The organism is Micromonospora sp. CNZ303 (assembly GCF_004345505.1).
This window is the reverse complement of record NZ_SLVT01000006.1, coordinates 105,584-124,289: the sequence shown is the minus strand read 5'-3', so window position 1 is coordinate 124,289 and position 18,706 is coordinate 105,584. Positions and strand designations below refer to the sequence as shown.

General features: G+C 73.9%; 18 protein-coding genes, 2 pseudogenes and 1 riboswitch. Of the genes and pseudogenes, 11 read left to right on the top strand and 9 right to left on the bottom strand.

The window, feature by feature from the left end; translation table 11 throughout:
• The first annotated feature begins 55 nt into the window (after positions 1-55).
• From EV374_RS12190 to EV374_RS12165, 6 genes and pseudogenes are all read left to right on the top strand, one after another.
• Positions 56-1,276, top strand: coding sequence for a cytochrome P450 (locus tag EV374_RS12190; protein ID WP_132234674.1), 1,221 nt, complete (start codon positions 56-58; stop codon positions 1,274-1,276).
• Positions 1,273-2,211 (top strand): annotated as a pseudogene (locus tag EV374_RS12185) (alpha/beta hydrolase); the annotation flags it as partial. The gene EV374_RS12190 and the pseudogene EV374_RS12185, both read left to right, overlap by 4 nt.
• Before the next feature lie 119 nt (positions 2,212-2,330).
• Entirely contained in the window at positions 2,331-3,455 is a 1,125-nt protein-coding gene (locus tag EV374_RS12180) for an alpha-hydroxy acid oxidase (RefSeq protein ID WP_132235045.1), read from the top strand.
• A 3-nt stretch (positions 3,456-3,458) separates the two neighbouring features.
• Positions 3,459-4,829: an aminotransferase-like domain-containing protein gene (locus tag EV374_RS12175; RefSeq protein ID WP_132234670.1), complete on the top strand. Its 1,371-nt coding sequence runs from the start codon at positions 3,459-3,461 to the stop codon at positions 4,827-4,829.
• A gap of 67 nt (positions 4,830-4,896) precedes the next feature.
• Positions 4,897-5,157 carry a hypothetical protein gene (locus EV374_RS12170; protein ID WP_132234668.1) on the top strand — a complete coding sequence of 87 codons (261 nt, stop codon included), beginning with the start codon at positions 4,897-4,899 and terminating at the stop codon, positions 5,155-5,157.
• Positions 5,158-5,372: 215 nt separating this feature from the next.
• Positions 5,373-7,064 (top strand): ribulokinase, encoded by a 1,692-nt coding sequence (locus EV374_RS12165; protein WP_132234666.1) that lies wholly within the window; start codon positions 5,373-5,375, stop codon positions 7,062-7,064.
• A 172-nt stretch (positions 7,065-7,236) separates the two neighbouring features.
• Here the strand turns inward: EV374_RS12165 and EV374_RS12160 are convergent, their stop codons facing one another.
• Entirely contained in the window at positions 7,237-7,881 is a 645-nt protein-coding gene (locus EV374_RS12160; RefSeq protein WP_225852043.1) for a TetR/AcrR family transcriptional regulator, read from the bottom strand.
• Positions 7,882-7,937: 56 nt separating this feature from the next.
• On the opposite strand from EV374_RS12160, the gene EV374_RS32510 reads away from it, so the two are divergent.
• From EV374_RS32510 to EV374_RS12150, 3 genes are read left to right on the top strand one after another with little or no spacing between them, the layout of a single operon-like run.
• Complete coding sequence (locus EV374_RS32510) at positions 7,938-8,231, top strand: hypothetical protein (protein WP_165947767.1); 294 nt, start codon at positions 7,938-7,940, stop codon at positions 8,229-8,231.
• Positions 8,231-9,166, top strand: a complete 936-nt coding sequence (locus tag EV374_RS12155) for a methyltransferase domain-containing protein (RefSeq protein ID WP_165947766.1) — start codon at positions 8,231-8,233, stop codon at positions 9,164-9,166. Before EV374_RS32510 ends, EV374_RS12155 begins: the two co-directional genes overlap by 1 nt.
• Positions 9,163-9,564 (top strand): hypothetical protein, encoded by a 402-nt coding sequence (locus tag EV374_RS12150; protein ID WP_132234662.1) that lies wholly within the window; start codon positions 9,163-9,165, stop codon positions 9,562-9,564. The genes EV374_RS12155 and EV374_RS12150 overlap by 4 nt, the downstream gene beginning before the upstream one ends.
• A 305-nt stretch (positions 9,565-9,869) precedes the next feature.
• On the opposite strand, the gene EV374_RS12140 is transcribed toward EV374_RS12150, so the two are convergent.
• Positions 9,870-11,309, bottom strand: a complete 1,440-nt coding sequence (locus EV374_RS12140; RefSeq protein WP_132234658.1) for a glycine hydroxymethyltransferase — start codon at positions 11,307-11,309, stop codon at positions 9,870-9,872.
• Between the two features lie 17 nt (positions 11,310-11,326).
• Positions 11,327-11,416, bottom strand: a riboswitch (ZMP/ZTP riboswitch).
• A gap of 171 nt (positions 11,417-11,587) precedes the next feature.
• Between EV374_RS12140 and EV374_RS12135 the strand changes: the two genes are divergently transcribed.
• Entirely contained in the window at positions 11,588-12,394 is an 807-nt protein-coding gene (locus EV374_RS12135) for an SDR family NAD(P)-dependent oxidoreductase (protein ID WP_132234656.1), read from the top strand.
• Positions 12,395-12,484: 90 nt separating this feature from the next.
• Positions 12,485-13,336 carry a metallophosphoesterase family protein gene (locus EV374_RS12130; RefSeq protein ID WP_132234654.1) on the top strand — a complete coding sequence of 284 codons (852 nt, stop codon included), beginning with the start codon at positions 12,485-12,487 and terminating at the stop codon, positions 13,334-13,336.
• A 42-nt stretch (positions 13,337-13,378) separates the two neighbouring features.
• On the opposite strand, the gene EV374_RS12125 is transcribed toward EV374_RS12130, so the two are convergent.
• The 7 genes and pseudogenes from EV374_RS12125 to EV374_RS33365 all read right to left on the bottom strand — a co-directional run.
• Complete coding sequence (locus tag EV374_RS12125; protein ID WP_132234652.1) at positions 13,379-13,879, bottom strand: hemerythrin domain-containing protein; 501 nt, start codon at positions 13,877-13,879, stop codon at positions 13,379-13,381.
• Between the two features lie 113 nt (positions 13,880-13,992).
• Complete coding sequence (locus tag EV374_RS12120; RefSeq protein WP_132234650.1) at positions 13,993-15,480, bottom strand: S8 family serine peptidase; 1,488 nt, start codon at positions 15,478-15,480, stop codon at positions 13,993-13,995.
• Positions 15,481-15,627: 147 nt separating this feature from the next.
• Complete coding sequence (locus tag EV374_RS12115) at positions 15,628-16,497, bottom strand: NAD(P)H-hydrate dehydratase (protein ID WP_132234648.1); 870 nt, start codon at positions 16,495-16,497, stop codon at positions 15,628-15,630.
• Complete coding sequence (locus EV374_RS12110; RefSeq protein WP_132234646.1) at positions 16,481-17,212, bottom strand: histidine phosphatase family protein; 732 nt, start codon at positions 17,210-17,212, stop codon at positions 16,481-16,483. Before EV374_RS12110 ends, EV374_RS12115 begins: the two co-directional genes overlap by 17 nt.
• Before the next feature lie 199 nt (positions 17,213-17,411).
• Positions 17,412-18,134, bottom strand: coding sequence for an alpha/beta hydrolase (locus tag EV374_RS12105; protein ID WP_132234644.1), 723 nt, complete (start codon positions 18,132-18,134; stop codon positions 17,412-17,414).
• Positions 18,135-18,188: 54 nt separating this feature from the next.
• Positions 18,189-18,470 (bottom strand): hypothetical protein, encoded by a 282-nt coding sequence (locus tag EV374_RS33370; protein WP_486485733.1) that lies wholly within the window; start codon positions 18,468-18,470, stop codon positions 18,189-18,191.
• Positions 18,362-18,694, bottom strand: a pseudogene (locus EV374_RS33365) (DUF899 family protein); the annotation flags it as partial. The gene EV374_RS33370 and the pseudogene EV374_RS33365, both read right to left, overlap by 109 nt.
• Between the last annotated feature and the right edge of the window lie 12 nt (positions 18,695-18,706).

Below are 18,706 nucleotides of genomic sequence, written 5' to 3'. Positions count from 1 at the left end.
CGGGCGACCCCCGCCGCCCGCGCGCGGCACCCTCGACGAGGGAGACCGAAGGACCGTGGACATCACCGAGCTGCTGACCCGTCTCTACAGCGACGAGGGCCGGCAGGACCCGTACCCCTGCTACGCCGCCCTGCACGCGCTCGGGCCGGCCAGCCCGGTGCCGGCGCGCGCGGAGCACCGCTCGGTCGCCGCTGTCGCCGTCGGCTACGACCTGGTCAGTCACGTCCTGCGGGATCCGCGGTGGTACAAGCAGGCGCCGCCGGGCTGGCGGGAGCAGGAGGTGCTGCGCACCCTCCAGACCTCGATGATGTTCGTCAACCCGCCGGAGCACACCCGGATGCGGGCGGCTTTCGCGAGGAGCTTCACCCCGCGCCGGCTCGCCGCGCTGGAGCCGATCGTGCACCGGGTCGTCGACGGGCTGCTGGACCGGATGGCCGACGCCGGCGAGGCCGACCTCGACTTCGTCGCGGAGTTCGCGTACCCGCTGCCGGCCCTGGTGATGGCGGAGTTCATCGGCATCCCCGCCGGGGAACTCGACTTCTACCGGCAGCGGGTGGAACGGATCGACGAGTTCCTGGACGTGGCGGGCCAGACCCCGCAGCGCCTCGCCGCCGCCAACACCGCCGCCGCCGAGCTGCGCGACTTCTACGCCGGGCTGATCGCCCACCGGCGGCACCGGCCCGGCGACGACCTGATCAGCGCCCTGATCGAGGCGGTCGACTTCGGGGACGTGGAGCTGACCGTCGACGAGCTGGTCAGCAACCTGATCGTGCTGTTCAACGCCGCCTTCGTCACCACCGTCTACCTGTTCTCCAACGGGCTGCCGCTGCTGCTCGCCCACCCCGAGGTGGCCGCCACGCTGCCCGGCGACGACGCGCTGACCCGGGGCGCGGTCGACGAGATCCTGCGGCTGGAGGCCCCCGTGCACTTCCTGGCCCGGGCCGCGCCGGAGGACACCGAGGTCGGCGGGGTGCCGGTCGCCCGCGACCGCAACGTGCTGCTGATCCTCGGCGCCGCCAACCGCGACCCGGCCCGCTTTCCCGACCCGGACCGTTTCGACCCGCGCCGCAGCGGACCACCGTCGCTGGCCTTCGGCGCCGGCCCGCACTTCTGTCTCGGCGCCGCGGTGTCCCGACTGGAGGGTCGACTCGCGCTGCCCAGGCTGCTGACCCGCTTCCCCGGGCTCACCGTCGCCGAGCCGCCGGCCTACAGCGGCAGCCTCTTCCTGCGCGGCGTCGACAAGCTGACCGTACACATTCGAGGAGGGCCCGCGTGAGCGTCCATCCGCAGGTGGCGGCGTACCGGGCCGCCCGCGCGGCGGCCGGCACCCCGCCGCTGTACACCCAGACCCTGGCCGAGGCCCGCGCCGCCGACCTCGCCGCGATCCGCGCGGGCGGCGGCGCGGTCGAGCCGGTGCACGAGGTACGCGACACGCGCGTGCCCGGCCCGGCCGGCGACCTGCCGGTGCGCATCCACCGGCCGGCGGGGGAGGGGCCGCTGCCCACCCTGGTCTACTTCTTCGGCGGCGGCTGGACGCTGGGCAGCGTCGACACCGCCGACGGCATCTGCCGGCGCCTCGCCAACGCGGTGCCCTGCCAGGTGGTCACCGTCGGCTACCGGCTGGCCCCGGAGCACCCTTTCCCCGCCGCCGTGCACGACTGCCACGCGGCCACCGCGTGGCTCGCCACGCACCCGGGGGAGTTCGGCGTCGACCCGGAGCGCGTGGCGGTCGGCGGGGACAGCGCCGGCGGCAACCTCGCCGCCGCCGTCACCCTGCTGGCCCGGGAGCGCGGCGGACCCCACCTCGCCGCGCAACTGCTGGTGTACCCGAACACCGACCAGAGCGCCGTACCCGACGGCGACGGCGAGGACCCGCTGCTGTTCAACCGTCGTTCGGTCGCCTGGTACCGGGGCCACTACCTCACCGACCCGGCCGACGCGCGGCACCCGCTGGCGTCGCCGCTGCTCGCCGCGGACCTGACCGGCCTGCCGCCTGCGCTGGTGATCACCGCCGAGCACGACCCGCTGCGCGCCGAGGGGGAGCGGTACGCGCACCGGCTGCGCGACGCCGGGGTGCCCACCACCCTCACCCGGTACGCCGGCATGATCCACGGCTTCTTCGCCATGCCCGCAGCGTTCGACGACGGCCGCCGCGCCCAGGACCAGGCCGCCGCGTTCCTGCGCGGCCGGCTCGGCACGCCGGGCGGCGACGCGGCGGGTGCTGGCGCGGCGGGCGGCGGCGTGGCTGCCGGCGGCGTGGTGGGCGGTGCATCGGCCGGTAGTGCGGCGAGCGTCAGTGGGGGCGGCGCCGGTGGGAAGGGGGACCGATGATGGTGGAGGGCGTACTGCCGAAGTCGGACCTGCCGGTGGCGCAGCCGTCGCCGGCCAGCCTCGCCGACTTCGCAGGGCCGGCCCGGGCGGTGCTGCCGCCCGACGTGTGGGACTACGTCGACGGTGGCAGCGGCGCCGAGACGACGCTCGCCGCGAACCGCCGCGCGCTGGACCGGGTGGCCGTGCTGCCCCGGGTGATGCGCGGCGTGCACACCCCCCGCACCGGGGCGCAACTGCTCGGCGCGGCGTACGCCATGCCGGTGGCCGTGGCGCCCATGGCGTACCAGCGGCTCGTGCACCCCGACGGGGAGTTGGCGTTGGCCGCCGCCGCCCGCGCGGCCGACGTGCCGTACGTGGCCAGCACCCTGAGCAGCGTGTCGATCGAGCAGATCGCGGAGACCGGCGCGACGGTCTGGTTCCAGCTCTACTGGCTGCGTGACCGGGGCCTGGTCGCCGACCTGCTGGAGCGGGCGCACGCGGCGGGCTGCACGGCGGTGACGGTCACCGTGGACGTGCCGATCCTCGGCCCGCGCCGGCGCGACGTGCGCAACGCGTTCGCCATCCCGCCGCAGGTCGTGGCGGCCAACCTGCCGGCCGGCCGGGACGACCTCGCGCACATCGCTACCCCGGGGGTCTCCGCCATCGCCGCGCACACCGGCGAGGTCTTCGCGCCCGCGCTGACCTGGACCGACCTGGAGTGGCTGCGCGGCCGTACGGCCCTGCCGCTGGTGGTGAAGGGCGTGCTGGACCCGCGCGACGCGGAGCTGGCGGTGGCCGCCGGCGCGGACGCCGTGGTGGTCTCCAACCACGGCGGCCGGCAGCTCGACGGGGCGCCGGCCACCGCCACCGTGCTGCCGGAGGTGGTGGCGGCGGTGGCGGACCGGTGCGAGGTGCTGCTGGACAGCGGCGTGCGCGACGGCGTCGACGTGCTGCGCGCGCTGGCCCTCGGCGCGCGGGGGGTGCTCGTGGGCCGGCCGATGCTGTGGGCGCTCGCCGCCGGCGGCGAGGCCGGGGCGCGGACGGCGCTGGCGCTGCTGGCCGGCGAGTTCCGCGACGCCCTGGCGCTGGCCGGCTGTGCCGACCCGGAGGCGGCCCGTGAGCTGCGCGTGATCAGGGAGGGCTGACCGGTGGCGGAGACGGTGGACCTGCGCGTGGCCGACCTGCACCCGGCGGTCGACGACCCGGCGCTGAACTCGATGAACTTCCTCAACGAGGTGGCCCAGCACTACCCCGACGCGGTGTCGCTCGCGGCCGGCCGGCCCTACGAGGAGTTCTTCGCCGTCGCAGCGCTGCATCGGCACCTGGAGACGTTCCGCCGGCACCTGGCCGACGACCTGGGGCAGAGCCCCGCGCAGGTGCACCGGACGCTGTTGCAGTACGGCCGCACCAAGGGCATCGTGCACCACCTCGTCGCCCGCCACCTCGCCGTCGACGAGCAGCTGACGGTCGACGCGGAGGCGATCGTGGTGACCGTCGGCTGCCAGGAGGCGATGTTCCTGGTGCTGCGGGCGCTGCGGGCCGACCCGCGCGACGTGCTGCTCGCCGTCGCCCCGACGTACGTGGGGCTGACCGGCGCCGCCCGGCTGCTGGACCTGCCGGTGCGGCCGGTGCGGGGCGGGCCCGCCGGGATCGACCTGGCCGACCTGCGCGAGCAGGTGCGCCTCGCCCGGGCGGCGGGGCTGCGCCCACGCGCCTGCTACGTGATGCCGGACTTCGCCAACCCGTCCGGGACCAGCATCGGCCTGGCCGACCGGCGGCGGCTGCTCGACCTGGCCGCCGAGGAGGACCTGCTGCTGCTGGAGGACAACCCGTACGGTCTCTTCCCCGCCACGCAGTCCGGTCGGCCGCCCACGCAGTCCGGTCGGCCGCCCACGCAGTCCGGTCGGCCGCCGACGCTCAAGGCGCTGGACACCGCGCGGCGGGTGGTCTACCTGGGCTCGTTCGCCAAGACGGTGCTGCCCGGCGCGCGCGTGGGCTACGTGGTCGCCGACCAGCGCGTCGCCGGCGCCGACGGCACGGTGGGGCTGTTCGCCGACCAGCTCGCCAAGATCAAGAGCATGGTCACGGTGAACACCTCGCCGATCGCCCAGGCGGTCGTCGGCGGGGCGCTGCTGGAGCACGGGTGCAGCCTCGTGGCGGCCACCGTCCGGGAACGGGCCGCGTACGGTCGCAACCTGCGCCACCTGGTCGACGGCCTGGCCCGGCGCTTCCCGGCGGGGACCTCGCCGGTGCGGTGGAACGTCCCGGCCGGCGGGTTCTTCGTCGTGGTCACCGTGCCGTTCGGGGTCGACGACGCGCTGCTGCACCGCTCCGCCCGCGAGTACGGCCTGCTCTGGACCCCGATGGCGCACTTCTACGACGACGGCGCCCCGGTCGACGCCCTGCGGCTGTCGGTCAGCGCCGTGACCCCGGAGCAGATCGACCTCGGGCTGGACCGGCTGGCCGCGCTGGTCGCCGACGAGACGGCCCGCCGGGCGGCGAACGCCGAGGTGGGATGACACAACGCGTTCACCGCATGGCAAAGCGCGACTGCCCGTGTTTCGCCGTCCTGGGTGGACACTCATAATGGACGCCATGGTCGCCTGGGAGTACGCGTTGCTGGTCCGCCGTTATCAGGGGCAGGGCCGCGCCTTTCACGTCAGCTTCACCTGGTACGGCCCGGACGGGTCGCGCCGGGACATCACCGCGTACGGCGACACGGCGATCGCGCACCTCAACCGGGCCGGCCGGGAGGGCTGGGAGCTGGTCTCCGCCGCCGAGGACGTGAACAACGTCCAGGGCAGCACCGAGGTGCACCGCTACCACCTGAAGCGGCCCGTCGCCTGAGGCCCCGGCCGTCCTCCTCCCCGCCGCCCCGGGTCCGCCCCGGGGCCGGCCGCCCGGGTGCGGCTCGGTCCGGCCGCCCCGGCGGCGGTGCGGAGCACACCGCCGTGCGTCGGCGGCGTACCGGGCGCGCGGCGGTTGTTGCTAGCGTCTTCTCCCGCCGCCGCCGGCCGGTCGCCCGCCCGGGGCACTGACGCCGCGCGGCAGGAGGAGGAAGCGTGGCGGCAGGAGGAGACACGGCGCGGCCGACGGGCGGGCCGGCCCGGTTCGTCGTCGGCGTCGACTTCGGCACCCTCTCCGGCCGGGCGGTCGTGGTCGACGTCGCCGACGGCGCCGTGCGGGGCGAGGCCGTCCACCCGTACCGGCACGGGGTGATCAGCGAGCGGCTTCCCGACGGCACGCCGCTGCCACCGGACTGGGCGTTGCAGCACCCCGACGACCACCGCGAGGTGCTCCGCGTCGCGGTGCCCACCGCGCTGCGCGCCGCCCGGGTCCGGCCCGGGGACGTGTGCGGCATCGGCGTCGACGCCACCTCCTGCACGATGCTGCCCGCCCTCGCCGACGGCACCCCGCTCTGCGAGCTGCCCGACCTGGGCGGTCGGCCGCACGCGTACCCGAAGCTGTGGAAGCACCACGCGGCCCAGCGGCAGGCCGCCCGGATCAACGACGTCGCCGCCGCACGCGGCGAGCGCTGGCTGCCCCGCTACGGCGGCCGGGTCTCCGCCGAGTGGCAGCTCGCCAAGGCGCTGGAGGTGCTGGAGGAGGACCCGGCGGTCTTCGACCGGGCGGAGCGCTTCATCGAGACCGCGGACTGGCTGGTCTGGCAGCTCTGCGGCCGGGAGACCCGCAACCTGTCCGCCGCCGGCTACAAGGGGCTGCGGCAGGACGGGCGGTACCCGTCGGCGGACTTCCTGCGCGCCCTGCACCCCCGCCTCGACGGCCTGCTGCCGCGCGTCGACGGTCCGCTCGTGCCCGTGGGCGCCCGGGCCGGCGGGCTCACCGCTGAGGCCGCCGCGTGGACCGGGCTGCCGGTCGGGACCGCCGTCGCGGCGGGCGCCATCGACGCGCACGTCACCGCCGCGGCGGCCCGCGCCGTCGAGCCCGGCCGGATGCTCGCGGTGCTCGGCACCTCCACCTGCCTGATCATGAACGCGGCGGCATACCGCGAGGTGCCCGGCGTCTGCGGCGTGGTCGACGGGGGCGTCACCACCGGGGCCTGGGGCTACGAGGCGGGACAGAGTGGGGTCGGCGACATCTTCGCCTGGTACGCCCGCACCGCCCTGCCGGCCGGCTACGCCGACGAGGCGCGCCGCCGGGGGATCAGCCCGTACGAGCTGCTGGACACCCTGGCCGCCGAGCAGCCGGTGGGCGGGCACGGGCTGCTGGCGCTGGACTGGCACAGCGGGAACCGCTCGGTGCTGATGGACCACGAGTTGAGCGGGGTGCTGGTCGGGCTGACCCTCGCCACCCGCCCCGAGGAGATCTGGCGGGCGCTGCTGGAGGCCACGGCCTTCGGCGCCCGGACCGTGGTCGACGCGTTCACCACCGCCGGGGTGGCCGTCGACGAGCTGACCGTGGCCGGCGGGCTGACCGGCAACCGGCTGCTGCTGCGGATCTACGCCGACGTGCTCAACCGGCCGCTGCACGTGCTCGACTCCGCGCACCCGGCGGCGCTGGGCGCGGCCATCCACGCGGCGGTCGCCGCCGGGGCGTATCCGGACGTGCCGGCCGCCTCGGCGGCGATGGGCGCCGGCCGGCGCGAGACCTGGCACCCCGATCCGGCCCGGGCGGCGGCCTACGACGACCTGTACGCCGAGTACCGCGCCCTGCACGACCACTTCGGCCGGGGCGGCACCGACGTCCTGCACCGCCTCCGCACCCTCCGCCACCGCGCCAGGACAGGACCTTGATCTCGGCGACACCGTGACGCGTCAGCCGTGGGAACCACGGCTCGAGCGAATCGCGTCGTGCTGCTGTTCGACCATGCCCGTCCTGGCTGCGAGGACGCCATGGGGGTGCTTCCTTCTCCTGGTTGGATCGAAGGGTTCGAGGTTCGAGTCCCCGAGTGGCTGAGCCTGTCCGCTATTCGGCGCCGGCGATGGTGGCGCCGCTGACGGTGTCCACATACCACCGCTGGTACTGCTCCAGCGGCCATCCGCGTTGCCGGACGAGCCAGTCGAAGTTGCGGACGTCCTGGGCCAGCCAGAGGATGTCGGCCACCTGTTCGACGTCCAGGTCAGGGCGGAGGGCTCCCGTGCCGACGAGTTCCGCGGCGAACATGGCCATGCCGCGGCGGCGCTCTTCGATGTTCTTGCGCCAGATCGCGGCGGCGTCCGGATCGGCTGTGGCCGCTGCGGCCAACGCGAGCATCACCTGGGCCTGTCGGGCGTTCACCTCGACCAGGTGGCGGGCGTAGCGGGCGAGCTTGGCGCGGGGATCGGCGAGCGCGCGGATCTCGGCGACGAAGGGCCGGTCGGGCAGGGCCACCGGTTCGTCGTCACCGGCCAGGGTGACGTCAACCAGATGGGAGAGCAGTTGCCGCTTGCTGCCGAACACCGCGTAGAGCGTCTGGACCGCGACGCCGGCTTCCGCGGCGACCACGGTCAGCGGCGTGGCCGCGTAGCCGGGGTCGACGAACAACCGACCAGCCGCTTCGAGGATCGCCCGCCGGGTCTGTCGGGATTGCTCCTGCCGCCGGGAAGAGTCATAGCGTCTCTTGACAACCACTGTTCGAGTGTAGTGCTCTATTGGATAGATGTTGACTCTATTGAAGTGGAGTGGCTATGCCGTTCGGTGTGATGCAGGAGATGCCCGGCGTCAGCGAGGCGGAGTACCAGCAGGTGGAGCGACACCTGGGACCGGACCGGCCGCCGGGACTCGTCGCCCATGTCGCCGGTCCGACCGAGGACGGCTGGCGGATCATCAACATCTGGCAGGACGAAGCCGCGTTCCGTCGGTTCCAGTCCGAACGGCTGGTCCGGGCCGCGGGCTTGTCGGCGCAGGAGGACGGCTTCGATCCGACGAAGGCGGCCAGCTTCCGATCGCTGAGCGTCGACGGCGCCGAAATGCCGTTCTGATGGCCGACGCCGCCACCTTGCGGTCCCACAACACCGCTTTCTGGACGGGAGCGGCAGTTGGCTGGATTCGGCACGCCGATCGGCAGGACGAGAGCGGTCGACCGCTGGGCGCGCCTGCCATGGATCGAATGGCCGCGCGGCCCGCCGAACACATCCTTGATGTGGGCTGCGGCTGCGGTGGCACCACGGCCGAACTCGCCGCGGCGGTCGGCGAGACCGGTGCGGCGGTCGGTATCGACATCGCCGAGGCGATGGTGACCGCCGCCCGGCAACGGTTCCCCACGGACCGGTACCCGGGTATCCGGTTCCACGCGGCAGACATCGAGACCCTCGATGTCGTGCCAGGTGCACCGTTCGACGCGGCGTACTCGCGAATGGCCCTGATGCTGTTGGCGGATCCGGTCGCCGGCTGCACCACGATCCGGCGGTCCCTGCGCCCGGGAGGGCGCCTCGCCGCGACCGTCTTCCGCGACGGCAGCGTCAACCCGTGGATGTCCGCGGCGTTGCTCGGCGCAGCACCGCACCTCGGGCCGCTACCACCGCTGCCGGTGGGTGACGAGCCCGGTCCGTTCTCCTTCGCCGACCCGGCGCGGCTCGTCCGGGTCCTCACCACCGCCGGTTTGACCGCCGTCACGATCACGCCGTGTGACGTCGTCATGAATGCTCCAGACGACGCCGACGCGGTGGCCGAATGGCTGATCGAGGTCGGCCCCGCCGGTGCCGCGTACCGGGCGGCTCCGCTGGCTGGGCAGGTTTCGGCCCGGGCGGGGGCGGCCCGGCTGCTCGACCGGTTTCGTGAACCTGGCGTCGGCTACCGACTACCCGCCGGCCTCTGGCTCGTCACCGCGGTCGCCGCCAAGGCTGACAAGCCGTCCGCCTCGGCCCGGCCGCCGGTCGCCCACCACCGACAACCATGTCAGGACGAGAACCGATGAGATCGATCCGAATGCTCGCGCCGACCCTCTGTCTCGTGTTCGCCCTGACGGCTTGTGCCGACGGCGGCGCGCCCGAGCCCTCCGGGGCCACGGCGGACACCCCCGCAGCAGCCGACGCCGCGTCCAGCGCGATCGGATCCGCTCCGGCCCGTGGCGCGACGCCGGTGTCGGCGAAGGAGGTGTGTGCCTACCTGGACGGCCAGTTGCCGACGCTGAGGGGGATCGGCTCCGAGACGGGCACGATGGCCAACCTCACCGTGAACCTCTACTCCTGGTACGAGAAGCAGGGCGCCGTGCCGACCGGCCGTCAGATCGACGACCAGACCCGGCAGGAATGCCCGGCGACCCGGACCGAGGTGCTCGAACTCGCCGGCATGGAGAGCTTCGAGCGGCTGTAGCCGCCGATGACCGCCGCGCAGGCCAGGTGTCCTGGACCAACTACCGCCACGACGACGTGGTGCATCCCGGCGACATCACCGATGCGACGAACGGTGCGACCGAGTTCATCGACGTACCCCTCGGACAGGGGGCGGTGCCGGGATCACCGGCGCCGCCCCCCATCCTGCTTCCACCCGCGGTTCCGGCCGTTGGGCCACCGATCACCGGGGCGCTTGTCATGCCGACGTCATCGCTGTCCCCAGGGGGTGGGGAGCAGCGACGCCCCCGCTCGGCGGGGCCGGGCGGGGGCGTCGGGTGGTGCGGGTCAGCCTAGGTCGACGGCCGGGTAGAGCGGGAAGCCGCTCAGCAGGTCGCTGGCCTGCTTGCCGATCCGGTCGGCGACGGCCGGGTCGAGGACGTACTTGGCCTTGGATCCGGTGCCGTCCGGGTTGGCGCCCGGCTTGGTCTGGCTGAGCACGGTGTGGATCAGCTCGGCCGTCTCGTCCATCTGCGCGGTGCCGAGGCCCCGGCTGGTCAGCGCCGGGGTGCCGATCCGGATGCCGGAGGTGTACCAGGCGCCGTTCGGGTCCTGCGGGACGGAGTTGCGGTTGGTGACGATGCCCGAGTCGAGCAGCGCCTGCTCGGCCTGCCGGCCGGTCAGCCCGTAGCCGGAGACGTCGATCAGCACCAGGTGGTTGTCGGTGCCGCCGGTGACCAGCTTGCCGCCGCGACGCAGCAGCCCCTCGGCGAGGGCATGGGCGTTGTCGACGATCCGCTGCGCGTAGTCGGCGAAGTCGGGTCGGCGGGCCTCGGCGAGGGCGACGGCCTTGGCGGCCATCACGTGCGGCAGCGGGCCGCCGAGCACCATCGGGCAGCCCCGGTCGACCTGGTCGGCCAGCTCGGGCTGGCAGAGCACCATGCCGCCGCGCGGGCCGCGCAGCGACTTGTGCGTGGTGGTGGTGACGATGTGCGCGTGCGGCACCGGGTCGAAGTCGCCGGTGAAGACCTTTCCGGCGACCAGGCCGGCGAAGTGCGCCATGTCGACCATGAAGGTGGCGCCGACGGAGTCGGCGATCTCCCGCATGATCCGGAAGTTGACCTTCCGCGGGTACGCCGAGTAGCCGGCGACCAGGATCAGCGGCTTGAACTCGCGGGCCGCCTCGGCGACCTTGTCGTAGTCCACGAGGCCGGTGACCGGGTCGGTGCCGTAGCTGCGCTGGTCGAACATCTTGCCGGAGATGTTCGGCCGGAACCCGTGGGTGAGGTGGCCGCCGGCGTCCAGCGACATGCCGAGCATCCGCTGGTTGCCCAGCTCCCGGCGCAATGCGAACCAGTCCGCCTCGGTGAGGTCGTTGACCTGCCGCACCTGCGCCTTCTTCAGCGCGGGCGACTCCACCCGGTCGGCCAGGATCGCCCAGAAGGCGACGAGGTTGGCGTCGATGCCGGAGTGCGGCTGCACGTACGCGTGGGCGGCGCCGAACAGCTCCCGGGCGTGCTCGGCGGCGAGCGCCTCGACGGTGTCGACGTTCTGGCAGCCCGCGTAGAAGCGGCGGCCGACGGTGCCCTCGGCGTACTTGTCGCTGAACCAGTTGCCCATGGCCAGCAGGGTGGCGGGGGAGGCGTAGTTCTCGCTGGCGATGAGCTTGAGCGACTCGCGCTGGTCGGCGAGCTCCGCGCCGATGGCGTCGGCGACCCGCGGCTCGACGGCGCGGATCACCTCGAGGGCGCTGCGGAAGGCGGTGGATTCGGCGTTCAGCGGCGACATGCGACCTCCAGTGACGTGCGGAAGGCCCAGGCGCTCGGCATGCGTCCTCATGACGGGACCGCTTCCCGATGGTGCCCCATCCCTACGCGCCAGTCACGGCCCGTGCCGATCCTACCGGGTCGACCCCGGCGGTTCCCGGCCCGCCTCGCCCCGGCGACGGGCGCCCGGCGGGGTGGGCGGGTGTCGATGTGGGGATTAACCGGCCCGGACCGGGGCACAGCACACCTGGGACGGCCTCGGATGCGCGGGCCGCCCGCCGACGAGGGGAGTGACGAGAGATGACCACATCGGGCACGGACCGGCCGTTCGCCGTGGTGACCGGCGCGTCCAGCGGCATCGGGTACGAACTGGCGGTCCAGTTAGTGGAGCACGGGTACGACCTGCTGGTCGCCGCCGAGGACGACGGGATCGGCACGGCGGCGGAGCGGCTGCGGCGCGACGGTGGAACCCGGGTGGATCCCGTCCGAACCGATCTGACCCGCGCCGAGGGGGTCGAGGAGCTGGCGGCGGCGGTGGCCGCGACCGGCCGCCCGGTCGACGCGCTGGTGCTCAACGCCGGGCGGGGCGCTGGTGGGGAGTTCGTCGGGGGCACCACGCTCGCGGACGAGCTGGCCGTCGTCGACCTGAACGTGCGCTCGACGGTGCACCTGGCCAAGCTGCTGCTGCCCGACATGGTGCGGCGCGGCGCCGGCCGGGTCCTGTTCACCTCGTCGATCTCCGCCACCCTGCCGGGACCCTTCCAGGCCGTCTACGACGCCTCGAAGTCGTTCGTGCAGTCCTTCGCGGAGGCGCTGCGCGACGAGCTGAAGGACACCGGGGTGACAGTGACCTCGCTGATGCCGGGGCCGACCGACACGGAGTTCTTCGACCGTGCCGAGATGGCGGACACCCGGGTCGGCTCCGGGCGCAAGGACGACCCGCGGACCGTGGCCGAGCAGGGCTTCGCGGCGATGCTGCGCGGCGACCAGACGGTGACCGCGGGTTCGCTGCTCACCAAGGTGCAGACCGCCGTCAGCAAGATCGTCCCGGACAAGCTCAATGCGGCGCAGCACCGCAAGATGGCCGAGCCGGGCTCCGGCAGCTGACCCTTCCGGGGCCCGGCGGCTGGTCGCGGGGGCCCGCCTCCGGTGCGGGGAAACTCGCGGCCGGGCGCGCCGCTGCCTAGGATCAGCGGCATGGCGGGGGAGGACGGCGAGGGCGGCAGCCTGCTCGCCATCAGCGACCTGCACGTCGGTCACCGGGGCAACCGGGAGGTGGTCGAGGGGCTGCGCCCCGGGTCGCCGCGGGACTGGCTGCTGGTCGCCGGGGACGTGGGTGACACCGTGGCCGACGTGGAGTGGGCCCTCGGCCTGCTCAGCCGCCGCTTCGCGAAGGTCGTCTGGGCGCCGGGCAACCACGAGCTGTGGACGCCGCCCGCCGACCCGGTGGCGCTGCGCGGGGCCGCGCGCTACGCGTACCTGGTGGACGCCTGCCGGCGGCTGGGCGTGCTGACCCCGGAGGACCCGTACCCGGTGTGGCGGGGGGAGGGCGGCCCGGTGCTGGTGGCGCCGCTGTTCCTGCTCTACGACCACAGCTGGCGCCCGGACGGGTTCGACACCCCCGAGGCGGCGTTGGAGGAGGCGTACCGGACGGGGATCGTGTGCACGGACGAGTTCCTGCTGCACCCCGACCCGTACCCGAGCCGGTCGGCGTGGTGCGCGGCCCGCGTCGCCGAGGCCGCGCGTCGGCTCGCCGAACGGGAGCCGGGGCTGCCGACGGTGCTGGTCAACCACTGGCCGCTGCTGCGCGAGCCGACCCGGGTGCTGCGCTACCCGATCTTCGCCCAGTGGTGCGGCACCGAGTCCACCGCCGACTGGCACCTGCGCTTCGACGCCGCCGCGGTGGTCTACGGCCACCTGCACATCCCCCGTACCACCTGGCACGACGGGGTGCGCTTCGAGGAGGTCTCGGTGGGCTACCCGCGGGAGTGGCGGCCCCGGGCCGCGCCCCCGGCCCTGCGGCGTATCCTGCCCGCGCCCCCGGCGTGACGACGGGCCCCGGCGCACCGGGGCCCGTGGAAGTTCGTCCGCTCAGGCCGTCACGGCGTCCAGCGACTTCTTGATGGCCTTCGGGTCGGTCGGCTTGCGCGGCGCGTCCGCGCGCAGCGCGATCATCCGCTCGCCGATCTCCTGGAGCTGCTTACGGCCGAGGGCCTCGCGCACCTTCGGGAACCACTCCTGCTCCTCCTCCTCGACGTGGTGCAGGACGTTCTCGATCAGCACCGTGGTCTTGGCGTTGAAGCGCTCGTCGCCGGCGTCCATGGTGAACAGCTCGGCGCAGAGCACGTCGGCGACGTGGTGCTCCTCGTACGACTCGAGGATGTCGTCCTCCAGGTCGGGCAGGAGCTTGCGGACCTCCGGGTACATCACCTCGTTCTCGAGGTAGGTGTGGACCGTGAGGGCTTCCAGGATCTCGTTCACCAGCTTCTGCCGCCGCGCCGCCGGACCCTCCTCGGCATCCTGGAACGCCTTGAACAGGCGGCGCATCTCCTTGTGGTCCTCTTTCAACAGGACGATGGCATCGGTGGACACCGTTGACCTCCTCGCTTCGGCTGACTTCTCCTCCCGTACCCCCGGGGTGAGCAGCCAAAACGGGCAGGGCCCGGCGGTGAACCGCCGGGCCCTGCCACTGTCGTGCCGTGGTGTCAGCGCACCACGTTGTACGCGTTGACCATGCCGGAGCCGTAGAAGCCGTTGCGCTTGCCGCCGGAGCAGGTCGCGTCGTAGGCGTTCGGGCCGGCCGCGATCAGCGGCACCGGGTTGTAGACGCCACCGGGGCAGGAGATCGCCTCGGCGGTGTTGCCCAGGAAGGCCGACAGCTGACCGGGCGCCATGCCCGGGTGCGCCGAGACGGCCAGGGCGGCCACGCCGGCGGCGTGCGGCGAGGACATCGAGGTGCCCTGCTTGAAGCCCCAGCCGTTGGTCTTCGTGGTGGTGTTGTAGGTGGTGGACAGGATGCCGTCGGAGGAGGTCGAGCTGACCCCCCGGGTACGGAAGCGGGTGTCGCCACCCGGCGCCGTCACCTCGACCACGCCCTGGCCGTAGGAGGAGTAGTAGCTCTTCTGCCCGGTCGGGCCGACCGCCGACACGGTCACCACGCCCGGCGCCTCACCCGGCAGGATGAGGCAGGAGTTGGTGAGGTTCTCGCGCTCCTCGGGCGTGCCGTTGTTCGGGCTGCCCGTGTCGGTGATCTTGTGGGCGAGGTCCCAGTTGCTGTTGCCCGCGGACGCCACGTGCAGCACGCCCTTGCCCTGCGAGTAACGAAGGGCCCGCTGGACGGCCTTCCACACCGGACGCTGGCGCGCGTCGTTGCGGCAGTTGAGCTGCCACGGGTCGATGTAGTAGCTGTTGTTGGTCACCTGCATGCCCTGCTCGGCGGCCCACATGAACCCGCAGACCGCGGCCTCCGGGTAGATGTAGCCGTCGTCGTTGACCACCTTGACGGCGGCCACCTTGACGCCCGGGGCGACCCCGGTCACGCCGACGCCGTTGACGGCGGCGGCGATGGTGCCGGCCACGTGGGTGCCGTGGTCGGAGGTGGTCGGGTTCCAGGCGGCCTCGGTGGTGTCGGTGACGCCACCGATGCAGGACGTGCTCTTGTTCTTCGCGATCTGGGTGGCCAGATCCGGGTGGCTGGAGGAGATGCCGCTGTCCAGCACACCCACCACCACGTCGGCGCGGCCGGCGTTGACGGCGTGGGCCTGCGGGACGTCGATCATCGGCATGTCCCACTGCTGACCGAAGAGGGGCTCCTTGGTCGGGTCGGCGGTCGTGTTGGCCGCCTCGGCCGCGGAGACCTCCAGGGTCTCGCCCTCGTCGAGGGCGGTGCCCAGGCCGGCCGTGGACGCCACCGAGTCGACGCCCGCGCCCGCCACGTCCGTGACGAAGTCGGGGTTGGTCGACCGGACGACGAGCACGCCGATCTGGTCGTAGCTGGCCACCACGGTGCCGTTGGCGGCGGCCACGCGGGCGGCCGCCTTGTCGGTCTTGGCGCCCTGCGGGGCGAGGACCAGGAACGTGGTGTCCGGGCCGGCGGCCGACGCCGCCGGGGCCACCCCGCCGGCGACGGCGAGGCCGACGCCGAGCGTCACGGCGGACGCGGCAGCCAGTGTCTTGCGACGGAGGTTCTTCACACAGACTCCCAGGGGCTGTTTCCAGCCGGGGTACGCCCCCTGGCGGGGAGCGGCCGGCGGGAGGCGGGCGGGATGCACGCCTCCGCAACCACCAGCGTCGCGTGGTGAGCTGGCGTTACACGCCTACGTGGGTCCGGACGAAAGGTGTCAGACGGTCGCCAGGGTGTGGGGAATCTCGTCGAGCAGCTCGCGGGCGAGGAACCCGATCCGGCCGTACCGGGGGACCAGCCGCTGACCGCTCACCGCGTGCGCGAACGCCGCCCAGCAGGCGGCCTGCGCCGGCTCCGCGCCCCGAGACAGCAGGCCCGCCAGCAGCCCGGCGCGGACGTCCCCGCTGCCGGAGGTGCCCAGGCCGGCGTCGCCGCTCTCCTCCCGCCAGCTCTGACCGTCGGGGGTGGCGATGTGGCCGTAGAGCGACACCACCGCGTCGTACCGGCGGGCCAGCTCCGTCGCCTCGGCGTCGAGGTCGTCGCCGGGCTCCCGGTCGAGCAGGTGCCGGGCCTCGGTGAGGTTGGGGGTGAGCACCGCCGGCCGCCCGGACCCGACCAGCAGGTCCGGGGCGTGGCTGAGGGCCCCCAGGGCGTACGCGTCGAGCACCAGCGAGGTCTGCGGACCGGCCGCGTCGAGCACCAGGCGCAGCAGGCGGCCGGTCTCGTCGATGTCCTTGAGGCCGGGGCCGACGGCCACCACGTCCGCCTCCGCCACCAGGTCGCCCAGCAGCTCGCCGGGCTGCCCCGCGACCGCCCCGTCGGTGGTCTCCGGCAGCCCCACCACCAGCGCCTCGGGCACCTGGATGCTCAGCGCGGCGGCGGTGGACTCGGCGGCGGCGAGCTGGAGCACCCCGGCCCCGGCCCGCAGCGCGGCCACCCCGGCTAGCAGCACCGCGCCGGGGGTGAAGCGCGAGCCGCCGACCACCAGTACCGTGCCCCGGGCCTCCTTGCCGCCGGTCGGCACGGGCAGCGCCCAGTCCCGCAGCAGGCCGGGGGTGATCACCCGGGTGTCAGACCGGTTCGGCATGGACCTCGTCCTCCCTGGTCGGCCGGGCACCCTGCTCGTGCAGGTGGCCGACGTCGTTGAACACGTCCGGGGTCAGCCGGCCGTCGGCGCCGGCGGACCACGCGGTGGTCGAGCAGTTGGCGATGACGTGTTCGCGGGTCAGCGCCATCAGCTCCGTCTCGGTGAGCCCCTCCACCAGGTAACGGGTCAGGAAGACCAGGGCGTCGTGGCCGAACAGCAGCACGCGCCGGCCCTCGTGGTCGCGGCGCAGGTCGCCGAGGAGGGCACGCAGGCGCAGCGCCACGTCGGTCCAGGACTCCCCGCCCGGCGGCCGGTAGTAGAACTTGCCGAGCCGGTCGCGGCGCGCGGCCTCCTCCGGGTGCCGCCGGCGCACCCCCTGCCCGGTCAGGCCGTCCAGGATGCCCAGCTCCCGGTCGCGCAGCCGTTCGTCGCGGGTGAGCGGGATCCCGGTGCCGGCCAGGGCCAGCTCGGCGGTCCGCACCGCCCGCAGGTACGGCGACACCACCGCCACGTCGGGCCGGCGGGACTCGGGCAGCCCGGCCAGCCACCGCGCGGTGGCCCGCGCCTGCTCCTCCCCGGTGGGGCTCAGCGGCACGTCCGCGTCCCGGTGGGTCAGGTCGATCAGCTCGGCGCCGGACGCCTCGGCCGCCGTGGCCGCCACATTCGCCGTGCTCTCGCCGTGCCGGACGATCCAGAGCGTCGCCAGTTCCGCCATGCGGCAACCCCTACCCGGGGCACGCGCCAGGTAACCGCACCGGCTGGCCGACAGTGTCCGCTCCCGCCGGGACCGGCCGATCCCGCCACCGGTCCCGTCAGCATCGGGCTCCGTGGGGCGGGGCCGGTGCGGTTCGAGACGCCGGATGACAGGGTGCGCCGGGCGGCCAGCCCCGAACCCGGCCGCCCGGCGCGGCCGGTCACCGCCGGCGGGTCGGCGTGGCGCGGGCGACGCCGACGAGCTCCCGCCGGATCTCCTCCAGCCGGTCGGCCAGCTCACGCGGCCGGCTGAGGGCCACCGGATGCCCGCCGTCCATCTCGTCGGGCGTGACGCCCAGCCGTTCGGACACCAGCCGGCGCAGGAAGTCGACCGGGAAGAAGCGGTCCCCCCGGCAGAGCAGCGCCCGGGTCGGCACGTCCGGCCAGGCACCGAGCGGCCAGGGCTTCTCGAACGGCGTGCCCGACTGGTCCCGGGCGTGCGCCGTGGCCTCCTCGACCAGCGGCGGCGGCAGCTCGTGGAAGAAGATGACGCCGGGGTCCCCGTCCTGCTCCGGCGTCCAGCCCTCGCGCTCGGCCTGGACCTGCCTGGCGTGCGCGTAGCCGGTGTTCTCCCACCACTCGCCCGGCGACTCGCCGGGCGAGGGCACCATCGGGGTCAGCAACACGAGCAGCTCGGCGTTGACGCGGTCGCACACCAGCGGGCCGGTGAACGCGCCGAACGACTGGGCCACGACGACCAGGTCCGTACGGTCTCCGATGGCCCGGACGGCGGCGTCGGCGTACTCCGTCAGTCCCGCCGAGTCGTCGGCGCACGGCAGGTCGACCGCCACCACGTCGTGCCCCCGGTCCCGCAACTGGCCTGCCAGCAGGTGCCAGTACCAGGGCCCGCTGCCCGCGGGGGGAATCAACACGTAGGTCGTCATGGTCAGTGCTGCTCCAGTTCCGTCGGGTGGCCGACGACCCGCGCGGGCATCCGGTCACGATGCCCGGTCCTGTGGTGTCGATCGTCGTACCGGTCGTGGTGCCGCCACCACTGCTGCGGGTATTCCAGCTCCTCCTCCTGCCGGCCCAGCGCCGTCAGGTCGAGGTAGTTGTACGTCCACCCCATCCGGCGCCGGAACGGCTCGATCCTGGTCAGCGGTGCCCGGGACACCAGCACCAGCCTGGTGTCCCGGGCACCGCAGGTGAGCCGGGTGGCCGAGGTTGTCGACCTGTAGGGAACAGCCGACGCAACCCTCGTCCCAGTCGCGGTGGAACATGAGGTGCCGGACGATGAGCTGACGACGGCCGCCGAACAGGCCCGGAAGGCCACCGCGCCGTCCGGCGACTCGAAGACGTACTCCTTGTCGATCCGGACCATCGGCAGCCGGCGCCGCCGGGCGCTCAACGCGTCGCGTGCCCGCGTCAGCTCCTTCTCCTTGACGAGCAGCTCCGCACGGGCCGTCTCCCACTCGTCCCGGCTGACGACTCTCCGCTGGGTCATGCTGGTTCACTC

Bases quoted from the DNA above. Each gene is read 5' to 3' on its own strand.
- EV374_RS12180 (WP_132235045.1), top strand. From the start codon at position 2,331: ATGGTGGAGGGCGTACTGCCGAAGTCGGACCTGCCGGTGGCGCAGCCG.
- EV374_RS12170 (WP_132234668.1), top strand. From the start codon at position 4,897: ATGGACGCCATGGTCGCCTGGGAGTACGCGTTGCTGGTCCGCCGTTAT.
- EV374_RS32510 (WP_165947767.1), top strand. From the start codon at position 7,938: ATGCCGTTCGGTGTGATGCAGGAGATGCCCGGCGTCAGCGAGGCGGAG.
- EV374_RS12155 (WP_165947766.1), top strand. From the start codon at position 8,231: ATGGCCGACGCCGCCACCTTGCGGTCCCACAACACCGCTTTCTGGACG.
- EV374_RS12150 (WP_132234662.1), top strand. From the start codon at position 9,163: ATGAGATCGATCCGAATGCTCGCGCCGACCCTCTGTCTCGTGTTCGCC.
- EV374_RS12140 (WP_132234658.1), bottom strand. From the start codon at position 11,309: ATGTCGCCGCTGAACGCCGAATCCACCGCCTTCCGCAGCGCCCTCGAG.
- EV374_RS12135 (WP_132234656.1), top strand. From the start codon at position 11,588: ATGACCACATCGGGCACGGACCGGCCGTTCGCCGTGGTGACCGGCGCG.
- EV374_RS12130 (WP_132234654.1), top strand. From the start codon at position 12,485: ATGGCGGGGGAGGACGGCGAGGGCGGCAGCCTGCTCGCCATCAGCGAC.
- EV374_RS12115 (WP_132234648.1), bottom strand. From the start codon at position 16,497: ATGCCGAACCGGTCTGACACCCGGGTGATCACCCCCGGCCTGCTGCGG.
- EV374_RS12110 (WP_132234646.1), bottom strand. From the start codon at position 17,212: ATGGCGGAACTGGCGACGCTCTGGATCGTCCGGCACGGCGAGAGCACG.
- EV374_RS12105 (WP_132234644.1), bottom strand. From the start codon at position 18,134: ATGACGACCTACGTGTTGATTCCCCCCGCGGGCAGCGGGCCCTGGTAC.
- EV374_RS33370 (WP_486485733.1), bottom strand. From the start codon at position 18,470: ATGTTCCACCGCGACTGGGACGAGGGTTGCGTCGGCTGTTCCCTACAG.